This is a genomic window from Halobaculum sp. EA56 (assembly GCF_051195075.1).
Lineage (GTDB): Archaea > Halobacteriota > Halobacteria > Halobacteriales > Haloferacaceae > Halobaculum.
Map to the genome: position 1 here is coordinate 1 of NZ_JBNTJX010000009.1, position 17,172 is coordinate 17,172.

The following is a 17,172-nucleotide window of genomic DNA, read 5'->3' on the forward strand; positions in this document are numbered from 1 at the left end:
CCCTCGCTCCATTACCGACGTGTTGTCACGGCAACAGGGTTAACTCCTACGTAACCGTCCTCGCTCCGTCCGACGCGAGACCGCGGAGTTCCGCTAGGTGGGCGGGTGGTTGCCGGGTCCACGACGACTGGAGCCGTCGACGTACCCTGGCACCTTGGACGGACGAGTTCTCCGCCTACCTCTCCCACAGCGTTTCGATACGCTCCTCGACGCGATCGAGGACGAGGCGACAGACGTCGCGATGGTCATCCGGCCACCGAGCGTTCTCGGCGTTGGTCCGACTGGCGTCCGGCGGCGGGTGGAAGTGCTCCCGCGAGTTGTGCGTGTTCGGATGCCGGTCCCAGCGACACGCCCACACGCTGTCCCGCTGCTCCTCTCTGTAGTGAAACGAGAAGTCGTCGTTGCGATACCAGCGGATATCGAGGTGAGCGGACGCGTCCGTTGGATAATACTCCCCCGCCAATTCGACGCGGAGATGTAACTTCCCCTCGATGATCTCAGCTGACTCGGACATGTTGTGCCCAGTAAATCGAGACCGCATCCGCTCCAACACCGGCCGATCCACGGGCGCGGGACTCGCGCCGTCTTCCGCCGGCACCATTAGCTATGCGATGGCGCCGTCGAGCCTGCGACCTTCTGCCGGGCCCGCTCGTGTAGTCGTCGGTCCTCGATAGCGGTCGCCCAGTCGCCCAGATCCGCGTACACGTCGTCGACGCGCTCGGCGTCGAACGCGAGGACGTCGACGGCGGCGGGAGTGTCGGCGTCGTACTCCTCTTGATACTCCTCGACCCGGTCGGTCAACTCCGAGACGCGGGCCTGCAGTTCATCGACGGTGTGCTCGCGTGACAGCTCGTTCACCCGTCGCCATTCGAAGTAGTCGTCGTTGCGCTCGTATCTGACGGGACGTCCCTCGTGCCGGATGACGATACCGAGGTCGGCGTAGAAGGACAGGTGCGTCCGCGCCGACTCCGCCGAACAGTCCGCCCGATCGGCGATCTCGGCGGCCGTCATCGGGTCCCGGGCGTGCAGTACCGCCCCGTACACGCGTTGCTTCGTGTCCTCCCCTTCGAACGGTCGGTCGAACGGGGGAGGGCCGTCGCGGCCGGCGTCGTCCGTCATACGTCTACCATCGGATTGAGCGTACATATTTTTTCCGGAGCAAAAATATAGGGGCTGACGGTGATCCGTTTCCCTGGTTCGATTCGGCACGACCCCGCGTCGCCACCCCGGCGCCAGCACCGGACAGGACAAGACGTATGCCGCGCTCGTGAAATGTCCACACCGAATGGTGCCCTCCACACCGCTCACGAGACGACGGACCCTCCTCGCCGTCGCGGGCGCGCTCGCCGGCCTCGCCGGCTGTAACGCACGGGAGCGCTCCTCGCCCACGGCGACGCCGACGGTCCCCGACCGCGAGGACGACCCCGACTCGGTTCCGCCGCACCGCCGACTCCGCGGGGCGACCGACGACCCGCTGCTCTGGCTCCCCGACGAAACGACGCCCGGCGACGAGTCGAACCGCCGTCGGCCGACGTTCGTCGCGACACGCGAGGCGGCCGAGCGGATCCGGTTCGCCGACGTCGAGGGTGCCGACGACGCCAGGGCGTTCCTCGAGGAGACGGCGTTCGACTCCGAGACCGTCTTCGTCGAGTACCTCTCCGTGCGGAGCTGCTACGAACTCCAGTTGTGTAGGGTGTCGTGGTCGGAGACCGAGATCGACACGCAGTTCGGGCGCGTGCTCCGGGACGCGGAGGTCGCCTGCGAGGCCGAGGCCCGCGAGTCGACGGCGTGGTTGATCCGGATCTCCGGAGCGTTCGATCCCGACCGGATCACCCGGTTCGGAACGGGCGTGGGCGGCGACTCCTGTGGAGCGGGCGGCCCTCCACGGGAGCGCGAGGGACCGATCACCGCCGACGCGGTGCCGGCGACGAACGGATCGGCGACCACCGAGCCTCCGGAGGGCGACGATGGCTGATCGGACCCGTCGCCGGGTGGTCGCGTGCGTCGGGACCGCACTCGGGGCATCTCTGGCCGGCTGTTCGGCCCTGCCGTTCGGAGACCGGGAGCCGACGATCGCGGGCGACGACCTCGCGGCGATCGCTTCGGAGCCGACGCCGTCGATCCCCGATCGCCTCCCGGTCGACATCGACCCCTCGTACCTCGGATCGGTGGCGGACACGGTCCGCGAGCGGCTCGATACGGTCCCGGCGCCGTTGGACGCCAGCCACGTGCCGAACGGCGCGATGCGGGCGGACCTCGCTCACGCCCGCGCGCACGCGACCGAGGCACTCGCGGCTGCGGACGACGCGCCGACGCCGTGGGAGCGCGCCGACCGGCTCCGACGGGCACGCGGTCGGGCCGGATATCTCGCGGGCGGGTGGGCCGCGGTCGATGACGACCGGACGATCCCGGACGTGCGTGGCGACGCCGAGAGGCTCCGCGAGGACCTCGCCGACTTCCGACGCGCGTGGGCCTACGTCGGCGCCGATCCGATCGACTCCGTCGTGGTTCACCACGCGATCGGTGACCTGCTCCGCGGGTGTATCGCCGACCTGAACGACGTGCTGTCGGCGCGGGAGCGCGCGTCGACGACGGCCCTCGACGTCGCCGAGGCCGACGAAGCCCTCGCCGGCGCTCGCGGGGCGTTACGCGATGCGGACCACCTCTTCGGCCGGCTCGCCGACGCCGACGGCGTTCGCGACCGCCGCGAGACGTTCGCGTCGGCGGCCGCCACGCTCGCGGCCCGCGTCGACGAGCGCCGCCGCGCGGTCGTGAGTACCGAGACGGCGACGGGTGACGCTCGAACCGGTCCTCCCGCCGTGTACGCGTTGGCCGAACTACGGGAGCGGTTCGAGTACGCCGACGACGTCGGGGAGGCGAGGCGAACCGGGGCGTTTCCGCGGGCGATCCTCGCGGCACACGACGAACTCGCGACGATCGGCGCCGTCGAGCGACTCCGCGAGCGAGTCGACGCCGGCGAGGTGATCGATCCCGAGTCGGCCGAGGACGTGCGCGCGATCCGGAGCGACGCTCGGGAGGCGCTCGTCGAGGCCCGCCGGGAGAGCGCGTACCCGACGCTCGACCGGCGCCGACTCCACGAACTCGCGGCCGGGTTCGCCTACGTCGACGACTCGCTCGGCCGATACGACGCCGACGACGAGATCGAGATCGCGCGTTTGCGGAGGGAGCTGGCGAGATACGTCTCCATCGGAGCGACCGCCCGGGCCGTCGGTGACGCCAGCGCGTCGGTCGCGGACGTGTTCGACGCGACCGGGTGAGCGATCTGTCTCGCCACTGGGCCGATGGTTCGACTGTTGCTTCAGTTCGTCCAGCCCGTCTCGCCTGGTGCTATTGAACCGGTCGTCGATCGATAAGAAGAGGTACGAGTGACAGAGCATGCACCCATCACGGCATCGATCTGAGGCGTCTGGCGTGACCGGGAACCGACAACCACGAACGGAATACCGGGCCTTTGTGCGGCAGGTCGTGGCTCGACTATCTGTTCGATGTCTTGCTTCTGAACTCTTTTTTCAGGTGCATCCAGCCGAGCTCCGGCATGTTCTTCAGGAAGTCCCAGACAGCCCTCGGGCCCGCCTCGACCAGCACGCGGATGGCGCCCTTCTTCGGGGTAAAGAAAAGCGGCCGCCCCCGATAGATATCCCGTTCGTAGATCCGGTCGTTCTCCCGTCGCTCGAGCACCTCCCTGACCTTGTTCACGTGGTTCCAGTCGCCCCGCATCACGACGACCCCGTCCGGATTGATGACGTGCACCGAGTTCGGCATCCCGCCGTATTTCCGGTGGGTCGTCCCCTCGAGATCGTCCACGAGGACCGTGCGATCGACATCGTAGTCAGCCGCGAACTTCCTCGCGCGTTCCAGTTTGTCCTGGAACGATTGATGCGCGTCGCAGTGCTCTCCCGGGTGAGCCTCCCGCGTGTACAAGAGGATGAATACGACGTCCTCGAACGCTTGAGAGAGTTTGTCCATAGAGCGGACCTTCGAATCGGTAATCGGACACGTGAGGCTGCCCGTCTCCAGGACCACCCAGGATCCCCTGAAATCCGAAAGGCTGACCGAATTCCCGTCGAGCGTGGCCGCCTCGAAATCGGGGGCCTCGTCACCCGGTCTAGGGCCGTCGAACCTTTTGAAATCGTAATACTCCGGCCCGAAATGCCGGTAATTGTACGTGTCCGTGGCGTCTCCGCGTGCCGTTTCGGGGGTCTCCGTGGTGCTCATACCGGTTGGGTACGGCGTAGAGAAGAGTTAGATGACTGCCTAGCATGATCGGTAGTACATATGAGAGCCGTTCGGGGAGGCGTTGATCGGTGTCCGCAGCCAGGATCGCAGCGAGGAACGCACGTCGTATGAGGGCGGTCACGTTCACCCTCGGACAGCCGTCCGGTTCACATCTTTCCTCCCGTATGTTTGGCCCGGACTCGGAGTTCGAACGGGACCGGATTTATCACCTGAACGTCCTGGCGGACGAAACTGTCGTCCTGCTCGGCAGGCTGCGCGGTGACCTAGATGACGCAGCGAGGCTGTTGAGCGAGAACGCGGACGTCCTTGGTCACAGCATCTCCAGCGAGCAGGGCGGGAGTGCGCTCGTGTTTGTCCATGCTCGACCGCCACCCGAACTCAAGCAGTTCCTCACGCTTCCACGCTCCCACGAGGTGTTTTTCGACTTCCCCATCCGGGGCACGCGGGACGGGCGACTCCGCGTGGTTTTGATCGGAGAAACGAATCAGGTGATCAACGAGGCCCTCGCGGACCTACCGCCAGCACTTGATGTATCCATCGAACGGATCGGGCCCTATCTGGAGACGGGGCCGCCGCTGCTTGCCCAGTTGACGGACCGTCAACGGGAGGTGCTCGGTGTCGCCCTCGATCTCGGGTACTATGACGTGCCACGCCGGGCGACTCATCGGGACATCGCCGACCGATTAGGACTTTCCGTCGGAACGGTAGGGGAACACCTCCAGAAAATCGAGTCCCGAGTGTTCGAGGCGTTCCGATCCTCCCCCCTCGATTGAAGTAACCTCCACGGTTTGGTGCGTATTCGATTTCAGTTCCGCGTCATGAGAAGCTGTAGTCAGCACGGCCACTACGATCTGTCATTCTTTCAGGGAGTCGATAGGCGATTCTCGCTTACAACTGATGTCAGACCGATCGCTTCCGGGACTGGTATCGACTTCGTCGCCGACCGTCGCTCTCGGAGTCGAACTTGCAAGTAGTCGTCCCACAAAATGTGCGACGACGCGGGCACGCAGCCACTCTAGTAGACCGCGGAGATACTGTTGAGCCGCGCGGGGACGCGTCAGTAGGCTCGACTGACACCCTCCCCCGCCGTGTCGGCTCCCACCAGGTGTCAGCCTGTTCGCTGAGCTTCCTCGTCGGTGAGGTATACCACGAGTCGGTTGCGGCCACGGCCGCCTGTATCGGCGACGACTTTCCGTGGTGAATCGCTCGCGAGCGCTTCGAGCTTCTCGAAGACCCGCCGTACCTCCGTCGAAGAGAGTTGTTCGTCGCGTTTCAACCCGAGTTTCTCTTTGACCGTTGCCGCTGTGACGGTGATCCGGCAGCCGTAGGCGTCGTTCGCACGCGTTCCCCACTCGCCGAGGTGGCTGAGCAAGTCACGACAGCGGTGATGCACAGCGTAGACGCGGTCGGTGATGTCGCTGGGACCGTACTTGAGCAGGCGCGTGAGCCGATCCTCGCTCGCGCCGCCGAGTACGTCCTCGGTGTCGATGCCAACCGAATCGGCGACTGATTCGACGATCCGGCGGAGGCGGGTCGTCTCGTGTCGCTGCGACTCGTCTGACGTGGTCGTCTCCTCGGTGCTGACAGTTCGAGCTTGGAGACATTCGATGAGCGACCCGTGCTCGTCGAGGAACGCTTCCTGGTCGTCGGTGAGATAGCCGCTCTCGTCGCCGACGATGAGTTCGTCCAGCCACGAAAGATGCCGGTCGTGTTTGATGTCGACCATGCGCTCAAGCCGGTCGACGCGCTCTTCGAGGTCGGCGATACGCTGTTGTTGCTCGTCGATCGTCTCGCGTTGCTCGGCGATCACAGCTCGTTGTTCGCGGATGAGTTCGGCGATCTCCTCGGTCGTTGGCTGGGCATCAGTCTGGGACTGCTCGGCGTTGTCACTCATGGTGTCGGTTTGTAGCGGGTAGTTGGCTGGCGAAATGGCGGACGCGGTGGTGTGGCGCGCCTACTCGGGGTCACCCCACTGTGGCGTCAGTATGCATTCAGCGGGGTCCTCACCGTCTCCTGGGTCGAAGCGCGCGATCGCCCACCGCGCGTGGTATGCGATATCGACGAGGGCTTTGGGAACCACTGTTGTCTCTGCAGGCAGCGTACAGACGATCGTGTCGCCATCGGCGTCCGCAGTGTCGACTGGTGTCTGGGATTCGAGGACTGTCACAAGGTCCTGGGTGGAGATCGTTCGGAAGCCGACCTCATACACGCTCCAGCGATCGTAGCTTTCCCGCACCAACAGCAGCGAGGATCGGGGTTCCCCGAGGAGATCACTGAGCCGACGGTTCAGCTCTTCGACGGTCATGTCGAGGTCGGCCGCGCAGGTGACCGCCGAGAACTCGGTCGGGAACTCGTAGGTGTCGGTGAGATACTCCCAGAGCTCATCTCCCTCTTGCCAGAGGCGGGTTCCGATGATCGTCATCGATTCGAGTGGGGTTTCGTTGTCGGGAAGCAGGAGGCCATCAGGGCTGGTGGTGAGTTGGATGCGGTCGGCAGTTGGCGTCTCGACGATCGCCGTGGTCTCACGACATTCAACGACGGTGACTGGCTGCTCACGGCCGTCCCACGTGAGAATATGTCCCTCACACAGATCCTCGACGGTGAGTGGAGCGATCGCATAGGGTGCAGTGGGTGTGGTCATTCGGTGTAGCGGTGGCTGCGCGCGACCGCGAGTTGCATCGCCTGGCGAATGTGATACCGCGCGTCGGCGTCTGCGGTCCGGTGGAGTGCCCTCCCGAGGCGCTCCGTCAGTGGGTCTGTCTCGAGTGGCCCAGGGAGTTGACAGCCACACGGGCCGGCTCGGGCACTCCCCGGGCCGGCGACCGACAGGGTCGCGACCGGGTCGCCGCAGTTGGGGCAACTCGGGAACAACTCACGGGCGCCGTGACTGTCGGGATCGAGGACCCTGCCGAGGCGGTCGTACTCGGTTTGAAGGAGTTCCTGGCCGGCATCGGTGAGGAAGTAGTTCCCGTCGATGCTGGTGAGCAGGCCCCTCTCGGTGAGCCCTTCGAGCGCTTCCTCGTACCGGTCGAGATCGGGGTCTGTGTCGGGGATGAGGTAGCTGATCCCGTGCGTGAAGGGCCGGTCAGTTCGGTTGCGGCGGTCGTGCTCGAGACGCGCGATGAGATACAGCGTGGTGCGCTCGATGGAAGGGAGGTCTGTCCAGGCGGCGTCTGCGGCCTCGTTGCGGTGATGTGGGTTGTTCATTGGAGGATACCGTTGGTGGTGGGCGTTGGATAGATCGATGCGGTATATGAGTGGAGGCTCATTTGCAACCCTCCGCGAGCACGAGAGTAAGTTGGTCGCGACGGCGCCGAAGGAGGTCGTACCCGGCGTCGGTGAGTCCGTACTCGTTCGTCCGGTTGTCGACACTCGTTTTCGTGATGAGTTCTTGGTCCGCGAGGTCGTCGAGGATCGGGTAGAGTCGGCCGTGGTTGATCGGCTTGTTGTAGAGGTCTTCGAGGACGTCTCGGATGGCAAGGCCGTACGTGAGTTCGTCCTCGCGTTCGAGCCTAGCAATCGCAAACAGGACGTTGGCCTCGAAGGCTGTGAGATCCGTCCAAGTTAGCTGGGTGCTGGTGCCCCCGTCGGCGATGGTGAGGGCACCGAACCTGCGCGTGGGTGTAGGATGCATACACGCAGCGCGGAGTGCGCCCATAAGGTATTGCACTGCTTGTTCGTCGTCGTATCCGGCACGTTGAAGCCGGGTGAGGCGTGATATGCTCATGTCGCTTCGAGGAGCGGAATTGACCGCTCCGGGTTCTTTGCGACCCCACGCGGCGGTTCGGTGCGAGTACACCGGGCCGCTGTTATGCGTGGGCGGGTGCGCCGCGTAGCGTCGCTTGGCTTTTGTCTATCACTGAGCCCACTTAGTAGTTTCCACGTGGAATCTAGTTTCCACATAGGATATTTTGGGAGAGGTACAGTTTTCCTATTCGAAGAGGATTCGGAAACATGGCCGGTCGAAAACGGCAGGTGAGCGATTCTGAGATCCTTCGTCAGTTTGCGCTTTCTGCTGAGCCTGTGCTTGTCGCCTCAGAGTTGGCAGAGGTATTCGATATGAGTCGCCAAGGTATCTTCGACCGACTGCAGCAGCTTGAGGAGGAGGGGTACGTCGAAAGTGCGATGAAGGCGTCTGCTCGCGTTTGGTGGCTGACGTCTGAGGGAAAGCGCTACGTGGCTGAATCGTCTGAATAATCGTTGACCCACCAAACGTAACCATTGCCGACGCTTTTTCTGCTGACACGGCCTTCCTCGAGAAGATCTTGAAGTCTCTCATTGATTCCTGTCCTCGTCATCGAAAGCCGCGTGGCAACGTCTCTTGCTGACGCAACAGGCCCACTCGTAGACCTGATGGCGTCGATAATTTCTGTGTCGGTGACTTTCTGATTCCCGTGTTCTGAACTCATGTCTCTTAGACTGCTTTTGCTTCCGCGTGGCAAAAATATTATGTAGTCACCGGTACATTGCATAGACAGGCACAGGCGGCTCCATTCGGGCGAATATTTCACAGAATTGCCCCGGTGTTGCAGCACCGGAGCCGGGCTGTGTCAGAACAATCTATGTCCGAGACAAGCCCGTCGCTTGCTAACGGCGACTCGACGAATAAGGGTACCGACGACAACCGCTCTCCCACGCTTGCCAGGTGGTCTACATGACCCGAATCTACGGCGTCACCTGCGTCTCCTGTGGGTCCGTGATGCTGCGCGGGTCTGGCGATGCCCGCATCTGCTCGCGGTGTGGACTCGACCACGGCGCACCCGCACCCCAATGAGGAACTGCCGTGTCGAGCAGCGACGCCAGGCCGACCAGCTCGCCGACACACTCGCGTTGAACGAGTCAGTGATCGCCGTCGATGTCTCGACTCCCGATGTCGGCGCTCGCGACGGCTGGATCATCGAGGCGACGCTCGATCGCGCGTCGATCTCGACCGGTGTGTTGCGGACGCTGGCGGCTGGCGGTGCGATCGTCGTGGACGCGAGCCAACAGGGGCCGACGAATATGGTTGTGACGGCGACGATCTGAATCGGCAGTATGATTTCATTTGATCAAGAAAACGAATACTATAACAAAAAATTGTAATATAATTTAATATTCTAAATCAAAGGCGTCGCTACCCACCAGGTCGGCCATGCACAGGCTCCTCTGAAATCAGGTCGGACAACTGGTAGAGACGGACGTCATCACGCGTTTCAGCGACTCGCTTGAGATCCTCCGTATAGCCGGAACGGCTAAACAAGACGTACAGCGGCTCCCCGTCTGCTGGTTTTTCCGACCACTGAACCTTCGAGGCCGTTCGTTCGAGATCGGCGAGAACACCCTCGCTGACAGGTCGAGCGGTGAACTTGCATTCGCCAGCGACGAGTCCCTCGTCGGCGAGACCGAGAACATCCAGTTCGTGGTCCTTGAACCACCACTGTCCGATGTCACGGAACCGTCTGTCGACGAGGCTCGGGAGTTTCACCTGGCAAAGCCGTTCGAACAGCGGACTCACATAATTCGCCAGCTCGGGTGCGACGAGTTCGTCGTAGGCGTCGTCGTCAAGCAAGCGCAACTGGTCCTGATTGCCGTACACGAATCGGAACCAGAACCGGAACAGCGGCGCCGAGATACGATATCGACCGCGTTTCGAGGCCGTCGGTGATTCCGTCACGGGAATGTGGCGCTCGACGAGGCGGAGTCTGCGGAGCTTCTGGAGGTACGTGCTAAGCGATCCGGATTCCATACCAGCCATGCCCGCGATCTCGTTCGGGGTTCGGCGTCCGTGGGCGAGCGCACGGAGAATACTGAAGTACGTGTTCGGCTGTCGGAGTTCGGTTCGGAGCAGGAACTCGGGTTCGGAGTACAGAAGCCCGCGTTCCGACAGGATCGTCTGTTGAACGTTCGGTCCCAACTGCTGGTCCGGGTCGATCGTTTGGAGGTAGTACGGCGTGCCGCCGTAGATTGACCACGCGGTGACGGCAGTCTCGGGATCGTACTCCGGAAAGAACTGGCGTGCATCGGAGACCCCGAGGGGCATGAGATCGATCGTGGCCGTCCGCCGACCGTACAGCGGTGCGCCTCCGGAGAGCACCTTCTCCTCCATCACGCTGATCGACGAGCCGACAAGGACGAGCGTCATCCCGGTTTCCTGTAGCTCTAGATCCCACACTCGCTGGATCCGTGAGGGAAGCGAGTCATCCTCCTCGATGAGGAACGGGAACTCGTCGATAACGACGACGGCGTCTTCGGTACCGAGTGTCTCGAGGAGCGCCTCCCAGTCACGGCGGACGTTCTGTAGTGACGGGAATTGAGCGGTGGCGGTCTCGGCAAACTGTTCGAGTTGGTTCTGTGCCGTTGACTCGACTGCCTGGTAGTAGACAGCGGAATCCCGATCGGCGATGGATCGGCGGACGAGTTCGCTTTTTCCGAGCCGACGGCGGCCGTACATCACGACGAGATCCGCCGACTCGGACTCGTAACAGTCCCTAAGCTGCTCGAGCTCGGCGGCTCGATCAACGAAGCGATCCATATCAGTAGTGGCACTCTCGCAGTCGTAGAACTTACGATTTCAGAAATCGCAATTTCAGAAATAGCGATTTCGTTATTGACGGTTCCCGTGGGATCAATACGACTTCGCTGGCGCCGTGGAGATCTCTCGGACCGACGAGGGCTTGTCGCTCGGCGATGCGAGGGTCGCCGCATACATGCAGCGAGAACGTGTGACGAAGGAGAGGTCACACAGACGATTTCAGGACTCCAAGCTGGGTTCCTCGAGCGCGTCTCGCAGATGCTTCATCGTGAAGACCTTCGTCAGGCCGTCACAGTCGATCGCGTCGTTGACGTCACGCAGCGGTGTCCGGTCACTGTAGGAGCCATCGATCCGCGGCTCGCCGTCGGCAGGGTCGGATAGCGGCCCGATGATCGCGTGATGTGCGGCCTTCCGGGAGACGGCCGCCCACAACACGTCATCGGCATCCAACTCGCTCATCTTGTCGAAGTCGCGGGGGGCGGCCTCCGGGGCGTCGTTGTTCTTGCGCTCGCCTTCACCCACGACCACGACGTTTCGGTCCGCATCCAGACCGGCAACGTCGACGCGATACTCCATCTCCGGCGGTTCATAATACGGAGTGACCTCCTCCCGCGCCTGAAGGCGCGGGAATCCCACCACGGGATTTCAGCCCGAGCGCAGCCCTGTGGTTTCAAGACGCATACGTTCCAAGCGTCTCCTGCTGGGCTTCAGCATCGGCTTGGCTGTCTTGTGGCGCGGTCAAACGCGCCCCATCCTCAGCCGAGTCATCGTCGTTCGGGTGTTCTCTGGAACGACTCTCTCCGCTGAGGTAGCGGTCTGCAATGTTCACCGCTCCGTTCACGTCCGCTTGGTACTCGTCCATCCAACACGCATCGTTCGTACACTTGAACGTCGCCCGCTTCGGACGATACCCAACCTCACCGCACGCGTGGCACTCCTTCGACGTGTTGCGCGGGTTCTCCGTCTCGACGGGGATGCCCTTCTCGACGGCCTTGTACCGGATCTGCGCGTGGAGTTTGGCGAACCTCCAACCGTGGAGACGGCGGTTCATATACTCGCTGTAATCCATCGACTCCCGTATGTACGTCAGGTCTTCCAGAACGAGAACGGGGTTCTCGACGGACTCAGCGTACTTCACGACTTCTCGGGTGACGCGGTGGAACACGTCGTCTATCTGGTTCCACAGGTCGTCACCGAACGACTCTGCGATATGCTCGCTTCCGCGCGTCTGGAGTCGCCGTGTGGCAGTGAAGTAGATCTTGCGGAGCCGACGGACAGTCTTGCCCTCGTCGGCCCACAGTTCGGGAGCGGTCGGAGAACCGTGCCTGTCGCGGTGACACACCGTGACGAGCGACGCTTCTCCAATATCGACACCGATGGGCGTCGGTTCCTCGGTGGACGCCTCGGAACCGTCCTCCACGTCGCGGGTGGCGGTGACGTGGAGGAACCACGTCCCGTCCCGCTCGAACAGCCGACTCTCGCCCATCTCCGCGTCGCCAGCGTGCAACGCTTCCAGCCAGTCCCGTTGTTCGGGGTTCGGCTGTGCTGGCATCCAGAGGTGGTAGTCCTCGTGGTGCGGGATCTTGACGTACCACTCGATTGCGTTCTCGGGCTTGTGATCGAGCCGTAGACCCTCGTTTGTGAAGCGGACAGGGTGGTCATCGTGAAGTTCGCCCGCGTTGTACGTCGTCGTCAACTGCGGGACGTACTTCTTGAGCGCGTTCTTCGCGTACCCGCTCAGGTCGTAGTTGACCACCACGTCGTTCGCTTCGGTCTGTGTGATACAGCCAGCATCGAAGGCGTCGTGAAGCGCCTGCTGGTACGCCTCTCGCGTCTCTCGGAGTTTCCTCCGCTTGTGTGCGTTCGGCTGAACCAGTTTCAGCTCCAGTGTCTTTGTGAGTTCGCTCACGACTCGTCCTCCTCGTGACGTCGCAAGAACGCCGATAGCGTTCTTGCTGGCCAAACAGAACTCATGAGTTCTGTTGACGCTGGATGTAGTTCGTAATCGTCTCGCTGGAGACGTGTCCCGCCGTCCCTGCGTAGTAGCCCCTCGCCCACTTGATCTTCTCACCGTCGTGGTCGGCGTGTCTGTGGTTGTACTTCCGCGAACTGATGCCTTTGAACCAGTTGGCGAGAAGCGACGGAGCGTGTTTCGGCGGGCTACTGACGAACAGGTGAATGTGGTCGGGTTGAACGGTCAAGTCAAGGATCTCGATGCCCTTGTCGTCGGCTATTTCGTGGATGATGGTTCGCACACGGTCTGCGACCTCGTTGACGAGTACCGAGTTCCGGTACTTCGGCACCCACACTATGTGGTAGTTGAGGTTGTAGGTCGCGTGCCGTGTGGTCTTCATCCGTATTACACACCATGTCTGTGTTGTGTGTTAAAACTACTGTATCAGGTGGGAAATCTAGCCATAGCGTCGTCGGTAGGACTGTACGCTATCGTCCGCTTGACCCCGCCTAAAGACGGGGATATGCGCTCGTGACTCTATCACGATACGATCGCCGGCATCGGCGATCATCTATCCATCTCTCGTAGGGTTCTCGCAGTTTGACCGAGTTCCAGCCGTATTCTTCCCTCTGTCGATGGATACAGAGGATCGGTTCAACAATTGGAACTCTCCGGCGGTCGTACCGTGGTCGGAAGTGAGGCCTCAGAGCGTCGTTCACGACGAATTTCCTTTCTCGTTGGTTCAGGACACCGTCCGCCTCTCGGTGTCGATCACTTCCAAACCCTCACCGACAGTCAGCGTGAGCGTTTCATCACCGATGGTGAACGTGAAGTTCGCTTTGAACGGCTCGGTGGAGACGACCTCCTCTTCGTAATCGGTCAGCGTTCCCAACGCCTGGTTGATCTCGTCGGGTGTCAGTGGATTGACTCCGTGTGAAGCCAGGAACGCGAGGAGATCGGTATCATCGAGGAGACAGCCGGGTGCGATCGCGTTGTACTCGTAGTTGCAGTTCGTGCAGTATCCCTCGAATCGAGCCGCGTATCGGCGGCCACACTGTTCACAGGTTTCCTCAACGGTGTCGTGATCAGCACAGACCGTGACGGAGTGTTCGAGCGGGGCCGAGCATCGCGAGCAGACGCCGCTGCTGTCCGCGACGAAATCGACGTGTCGCCATGTCCATGCCGCGTCGAGAACGCTCGCAGCGCTGCGACCGCGCGTTCCCGCAGGCGGGAAATAAAAGAACCCGAGCGTGCCGTACTCCGTGAACCGTCGGTCACCGGGCGAAGAGAACTGTTTGAACCCCGGACACTCGGTACAGTTCAACTCCACCCGCCCGTCTCGGAACTCCACCTCGATGGGAGCCGAGCAGAACGGACATCGGTGGTCGGTCGTCGTCGGCTCGATACGGGGCGTCTCCGTGACCGCTCCCGAGAGGACGGCCTCGACGACCCGCCGGCCCGCGTCCTCGATTTCGTATCCCTCGTCCGTCTTCCGGACGAAGTGGCCGACGAGTTTGTCGAGGTGGTAACTGTAGTTCGCGGAATCGTCGTATTCGATCCGATCGAACAACTCCGAGTACGTCAGCGGACCGTCCGCTACGGCGAGCGTTTCGAGGACGGTGAGACGGGTCTCGTTCCCGAGCACTGCGAACGCCTCCTCGGGGGACAGCGTCGCGGATTCGTTGTCTGACATAGGAGTGGTTATCGGCCCTTCTACTGATGGACGCAATACTCTTCGGCCGAGTTCACCGTGAGATGACCGACGGTCGAGAGGCCACGACTGGACCACCCCTACCACGCTCCTCTCCGCGAATACTCAATATTCTTAGAATAATTCCGTACAGATTACTGTTATCATCGTGCTGTGCTTGATTGTCATTGGATGACAGAACCCACACCAGTTCCATGGGCATCGGTCGAGCGACGGGGACCAGCACTCTTCCTCAGCGCGGGTGTTCTCCTGGTCGTTGCCGCGGTCTACTACGCGGTCCCGCTGTTGCTCGAGAACGTCGAGCTTAGCTCGTGGCTCGGACTCACGGTCTTACTCGGCCGGTTAATCACACTCCTTGGGATCGCAGGACTCACCGTCCGACTTGTGAATCGGTCGTCTCGTGCAGTGAAAGTGGCTCGAGTCGTCGTGGCAGTCGCAGTGGCCCTCACAGGGGGGCTGTTGGTGTCGGCGGTCCTAGAAAACCTCGGCGTCGGTGTCCCGATCATCGCCGTATTCGGTCTCGGGACCATCGTCCTCTCGATCGTCACGTACGGGTTGGTCGGCGTACTGATCCTACGAACGGGCGCACACGCTCCGGTGATCGGCGGTCTCTTGTTGGCCGCGACGGGCGGGCTGCTGTTCGGGTTCTTTGGCCAGGCGGTACTCCCTGAGAACGTCGTCGGTGCCGTGACCGAGAGTGTTCTGGCGGTCACGAGCCTCGCCATCGGCTACCGACTCAGAATCGGGGTTGAGTCGACACCGCCATCGGATGCAGTATCGGAGACATCCCCTCACCGATAGCCCGCTGCCCCGCCGCTCAATTCCGCCGTGAACACCGTCGCCCGATCACGACCGTGAGTGCGCGAGATACGCAGTCCCGACCTACCAGTCGTTTTCACAGGATTAGCAGGATGACGAACAGAACGGAAGCTATGAGCAGGAGGAGAAGAAACCAGCGGCTTCCGCTTTCATCGCTTTTCTGGAGCTGTTCGCCTCGGTGTTTTGAGTGTGACTGTTGTTCGTACCCCGTGTCATCGTTCATCTTGTTTCTTTATCGAAGGACTAGGAAATAAATCCACCTTCACGGTCCCTTCTTATCAGTTGTTTTGGAGAAATATATTGAATTAATAGAATTTCAGCAGATTTCAACAAGTTGCGATCCTGCTGCATACACCCTCTACATTCAGCAGACATCATTTGCCACCAATTGAACCAGTGGTCATACCGTGAAGTCGAACGCACGTCTGCGGTACCTCCGGTGAAACGCTGTCACTCGTCTTGGATTGCCTTCAGGTCGAGTCGTGGAGCAAACGATTCGTACGCCTCGTCACTTGAAACGATCGTGTCATTATCAGATTCGACGAGGTGGAGTGCATCAAAGGGGGAGAATCCGTGGTCTTCGACGTCGGTTGCAGCTGCGACGACGGTATCCACGTCCCCTCGAACGTCCAGTAGGGCAGCCGCATTTGTCATCAACCCACGACTGAAGTCGTGGGCTTGTCCGTGGACTCCCGGTCTGCCGACGAATCGTCGGAGGCGGTGTACTCGCCATTCCCGTTCAACATCCCAGACTTGAGGGCGAGATGACCGTCGCCCAACCCCGAGGGGCGTTTGCCCTCGGGTACAGTTAGCAATTTGAGGCCGATGTTCTTCGCCGCGTTGTAGTCGCCGTCAACCGAGTACCCACACTCGGTACACTCGAACCATCCATCCGAATTACGGTTCGTGCTGGATTGATGGCCGCACTTCGAGCAGGTCTGACTCGTAAACGCAGGCGGTATTTGCTCGACACGAATACCGTACTCGCTGGCCTTGTACGCGAGCATTTCTTGGAGTTCGCGGAACGCCCAGTTGTGCATCTGACGCTTCACTTGGTCGTTCCCGTTGTCCATTCGCTCGCGGATGTGGGTTAGGCGTTCGACGGCGATGTACGAGCAGTCGTGGGCGTCTGCTTCCTCCACGATACGTCGAGAGATCGTGTGCAGGCGGTTCAGCACGAAGCGGGTTTCTCGCCCCGACAGTCGCCGGAGTACCTGCTTGGCGGAGCGAGTGCCTTTGTGCTGAAGGCTTCGACGCACGCGGAAGTAGTGGTTCTGACCCCACAACAGTTCGCCACCGTCGTAGAACGACCCCGTACTGGTCACGGCGACGTTCTTCAGGTTCAAATCCACACCGAGAACCGTGTCACCGTCGCGTTCTTCGACCTCTTTTTTGATGACGATGTGGAGGTAGAACGCATCCTCGTCCTCGCGGTAGTGGAGCGTTCCCATCCGCTTCTCGTACTCGTCATCGTCGAGATAGGACTTCTGGTAGTCTCCGAGAACGTAGTCGACGGCGACTCGTCCGTCGATGGTCGAGAGGGTGGCGGACCTGTCCTTGATTGTCAGCGTCCGCTTGTCGTAGACTGCTGAGGATTCGGTGAACTGTGGGAGTGGTCGGCTGTTTCCCTTCTTCCAGTCTGCGACGGTGCTTTTCATCGCTTCGACGGCTTTCGAGTAGGCACGAACGCAGAGGTTCGCGGGTAGGTCGGTCTCGTCTCGGAGGTCGTAGTACACCTTGTCGTGTATCTTCGACTTGTTGAGGATGAAGTAGCCGTCGTCGTTCCTGCCGTGTTGGACGGTGTAGTTGCAGGCGTGGTTGAACTGCTCGATAGTCTGATGGAGGTCATCTTCTCGGTCTTCTGGAACCGAGAGTTTGACTGGGATAGTTCGCTTGACCTCCATCTGTAACCTCACATGC

21 protein-coding genes and 1 pseudogene are annotated in these 17,172 nt (G+C 61.5%); 6 read left to right on the top strand and 16 right to left on the bottom strand.

Features of this window, described 5'->3' with window-relative positions:
• Nucleotides 1–175: 175 nt before the first annotated feature.
• Nucleotides 176–514: a hypothetical protein gene (locus ACQUQ1_RS14595; RefSeq protein ID WP_435065044.1), complete on the bottom strand. Its 339-nt coding sequence runs from the start codon at nt 512–514 to the stop codon at nt 176–178.
• 86 nt (nt 515–600) lie between these two features.
• Nucleotides 601–1,119: a DUF7342 family protein gene (locus tag ACQUQ1_RS14600; RefSeq protein WP_435065045.1), complete on the bottom strand. Its 519-nt coding sequence runs from the start codon at nt 1,117–1,119 to the stop codon at nt 601–603.
• A 166-nt stretch (nt 1,120–1,285) separates the two neighbouring features.
• Here ACQUQ1_RS14600 and ACQUQ1_RS14605 point away from each other — a divergent pair, with 166 nt between their 5' ends.
• Complete coding sequence (locus tag ACQUQ1_RS14605) at nt 1,286–1,975, top strand: hypothetical protein (protein WP_435065046.1); 690 nt, start codon at nt 1,286–1,288, stop codon at nt 1,973–1,975.
• On the top strand, nt 1,968–3,278 hold the full coding sequence (locus ACQUQ1_RS14610; RefSeq protein ID WP_435065047.1) for a hypothetical protein: 1,311 nt from the start codon (nt 1,968–1,970) through the stop codon (nt 3,276–3,278). The genes ACQUQ1_RS14605 and ACQUQ1_RS14610 overlap by 8 nt, the downstream gene beginning before the upstream one ends.
• Before the next feature lie 217 nt (nt 3,279–3,495).
• Here the strand turns inward: ACQUQ1_RS14610 and ACQUQ1_RS14615 are convergent, their stop codons facing one another.
• Nucleotides 3,496–4,236: a peroxiredoxin family protein gene (locus tag ACQUQ1_RS14615; protein WP_435065048.1), complete on the bottom strand. Its 741-nt coding sequence runs from the start codon at nt 4,234–4,236 to the stop codon at nt 3,496–3,498.
• 128 nt (nt 4,237–4,364) lie between these two features.
• On the opposite strand from ACQUQ1_RS14615, the gene ACQUQ1_RS14620 reads away from it, so the two are divergent.
• The gene (locus ACQUQ1_RS14620; RefSeq protein ID WP_435065049.1) at nt 4,365–5,030 is read left to right on the top strand and encodes a helix-turn-helix domain-containing protein; all 666 of its coding nucleotides are present in this window, start codon (nt 4,365–4,367) and stop codon (nt 5,028–5,030) included.
• 335 nt (nt 5,031–5,365) lie between these two features.
• Here ACQUQ1_RS14620 and ACQUQ1_RS14625 read toward each other — a convergent pair whose 3' ends face one another.
• Genes ACQUQ1_RS14625 through ACQUQ1_RS14640 form a run of 4 tightly spaced genes read right to left on the bottom strand, consistent with a single transcriptional unit; the run spans nt 5,366 to nt 7,891 of the window.
• Complete coding sequence (locus ACQUQ1_RS14625; protein WP_435065050.1) at nt 5,366–6,151, bottom strand: hypothetical protein; 786 nt, start codon at nt 6,149–6,151, stop codon at nt 5,366–5,368.
• 60 nt (nt 6,152–6,211) lie between these two features.
• Nucleotides 6,212–6,898, bottom strand: a complete 687-nt coding sequence (locus ACQUQ1_RS14630; protein ID WP_435065051.1) for a hypothetical protein — start codon at nt 6,896–6,898, stop codon at nt 6,212–6,214.
• The gene (locus tag ACQUQ1_RS14635; RefSeq protein ID WP_435065052.1) at nt 6,895–7,464 is read right to left on the bottom strand and encodes a hypothetical protein; all 570 of its coding nucleotides are present in this window, start codon (nt 7,462–7,464) and stop codon (nt 6,895–6,897) included. The genes ACQUQ1_RS14630 and ACQUQ1_RS14635 overlap by 4 nt, the downstream gene beginning before the upstream one ends.
• 58 nt (nt 7,465–7,522) lie before the next feature.
• A complete protein-coding gene (locus ACQUQ1_RS14640; RefSeq protein WP_435065053.1) occupies nt 7,523–7,891 on the bottom strand; it encodes a helix-turn-helix transcriptional regulator in 369 nt (122 codons plus the stop codon).
• A 320-nt stretch (nt 7,892–8,211) separates the two neighbouring features.
• On the opposite strand from ACQUQ1_RS14640, the gene ACQUQ1_RS14645 reads away from it, so the two are divergent.
• Nucleotides 8,212–8,454 (top strand): winged helix-turn-helix transcriptional regulator, encoded by a 243-nt coding sequence (locus tag ACQUQ1_RS14645; protein ID WP_435065054.1) that lies wholly within the window; start codon nt 8,212–8,214, stop codon nt 8,452–8,454.
• Here the strand turns inward: ACQUQ1_RS14645 and ACQUQ1_RS14650 are convergent.
• Nucleotides 8,430–8,666 (bottom strand): winged helix-turn-helix transcriptional regulator, encoded by a 237-nt coding sequence (locus tag ACQUQ1_RS14650; protein WP_435065055.1) that lies wholly within the window; start codon nt 8,664–8,666, stop codon nt 8,430–8,432. The genes ACQUQ1_RS14645 and ACQUQ1_RS14650 overlap by 25 nt on opposite strands.
• A gap of 433 nt (nt 8,667–9,099) precedes the next feature.
• Between ACQUQ1_RS14650 and ACQUQ1_RS14655 the strand changes: the two genes are divergently transcribed.
• Nucleotides 9,100–9,282: a hypothetical protein gene (locus tag ACQUQ1_RS14655; protein WP_435065056.1), complete on the top strand. Its 183-nt coding sequence runs from the start codon at nt 9,100–9,102 to the stop codon at nt 9,280–9,282.
• Nucleotides 9,283–9,370: 88 nt separating this feature from the next.
• Here the strand turns inward: ACQUQ1_RS14655 and ACQUQ1_RS14660 are convergent, their stop codons facing one another.
• From ACQUQ1_RS14660 to ACQUQ1_RS14680, 5 genes are all read right to left on the bottom strand, one after another.
• A complete protein-coding gene (locus ACQUQ1_RS14660; protein WP_435065057.1) occupies nt 9,371–10,768 on the bottom strand; it encodes an ATP-binding protein in 1,398 nt (465 codons plus the stop codon).
• A gap of 219 nt (nt 10,769–10,987) precedes the next feature.
• Nucleotides 10,988–11,407: a hypothetical protein gene (locus ACQUQ1_RS14665; protein ID WP_435065058.1), complete on the bottom strand. Its 420-nt coding sequence runs from the start codon at nt 11,405–11,407 to the stop codon at nt 10,988–10,990.
• Nucleotides 11,408–11,438: 31 nt separating this feature from the next.
• Complete coding sequence (locus tag ACQUQ1_RS14670) at nt 11,439–12,677, bottom strand: RNA-guided endonuclease InsQ/TnpB family protein (RefSeq protein ID WP_435065059.1); 1,239 nt, start codon at nt 12,675–12,677, stop codon at nt 11,439–11,441.
• 61 nt (nt 12,678–12,738) lie between these two features.
• On the bottom strand, nt 12,739–13,122 hold the full coding sequence (gene tnpA / locus ACQUQ1_RS14675; RefSeq protein WP_435065060.1) for an IS200/IS605 family transposase: 384 nt from the start codon (nt 13,120–13,122) through the stop codon (nt 12,739–12,741).
• A gap of 342 nt (nt 13,123–13,464) precedes the next feature.
• The gene (locus ACQUQ1_RS14680; protein ID WP_435065061.1) at nt 13,465–14,415 is read right to left on the bottom strand and encodes a winged helix-turn-helix domain-containing protein; all 951 of its coding nucleotides are present in this window, start codon (nt 14,413–14,415) and stop codon (nt 13,465–13,467) included.
• 189 nt (nt 14,416–14,604) lie between these two features.
• Here ACQUQ1_RS14680 and ACQUQ1_RS14685 point away from each other — a divergent pair, with 189 nt between their 5' ends.
• A complete protein-coding gene (locus ACQUQ1_RS14685) occupies nt 14,605–15,234 on the top strand; it encodes a hypothetical protein (protein WP_435065062.1) in 630 nt (209 codons plus the stop codon).
• Between the two features lie 94 nt (nt 15,235–15,328).
• Here ACQUQ1_RS14685 and ACQUQ1_RS14690 read toward each other — a convergent pair whose 3' ends face one another.
• From ACQUQ1_RS14690 to ACQUQ1_RS14700, 3 genes and pseudogenes are all read right to left on the bottom strand, one after another.
• Nucleotides 15,329–15,475 carry a hypothetical protein gene (locus tag ACQUQ1_RS14690; RefSeq protein ID WP_435065063.1) on the bottom strand — a complete coding sequence of 49 codons (147 nt, stop codon included), beginning with the start codon at nt 15,473–15,475 and terminating at the stop codon, nt 15,329–15,331.
• A gap of 227 nt (nt 15,476–15,702) precedes the next feature.
• Nucleotides 15,703–15,909 (bottom strand): annotated as a pseudogene (locus ACQUQ1_RS14695) (hypothetical protein); the annotation flags it as partial.
• Entirely contained in the window at nt 15,906–17,156 is a 1,251-nt protein-coding gene (locus ACQUQ1_RS14700) for an RNA-guided endonuclease InsQ/TnpB family protein (RefSeq protein WP_435065064.1), read from the bottom strand. The gene ACQUQ1_RS14700 and the pseudogene ACQUQ1_RS14695, both read right to left, overlap by 4 nt.
• Nucleotides 17,157–17,172: the final 16 nt, after the last annotated feature.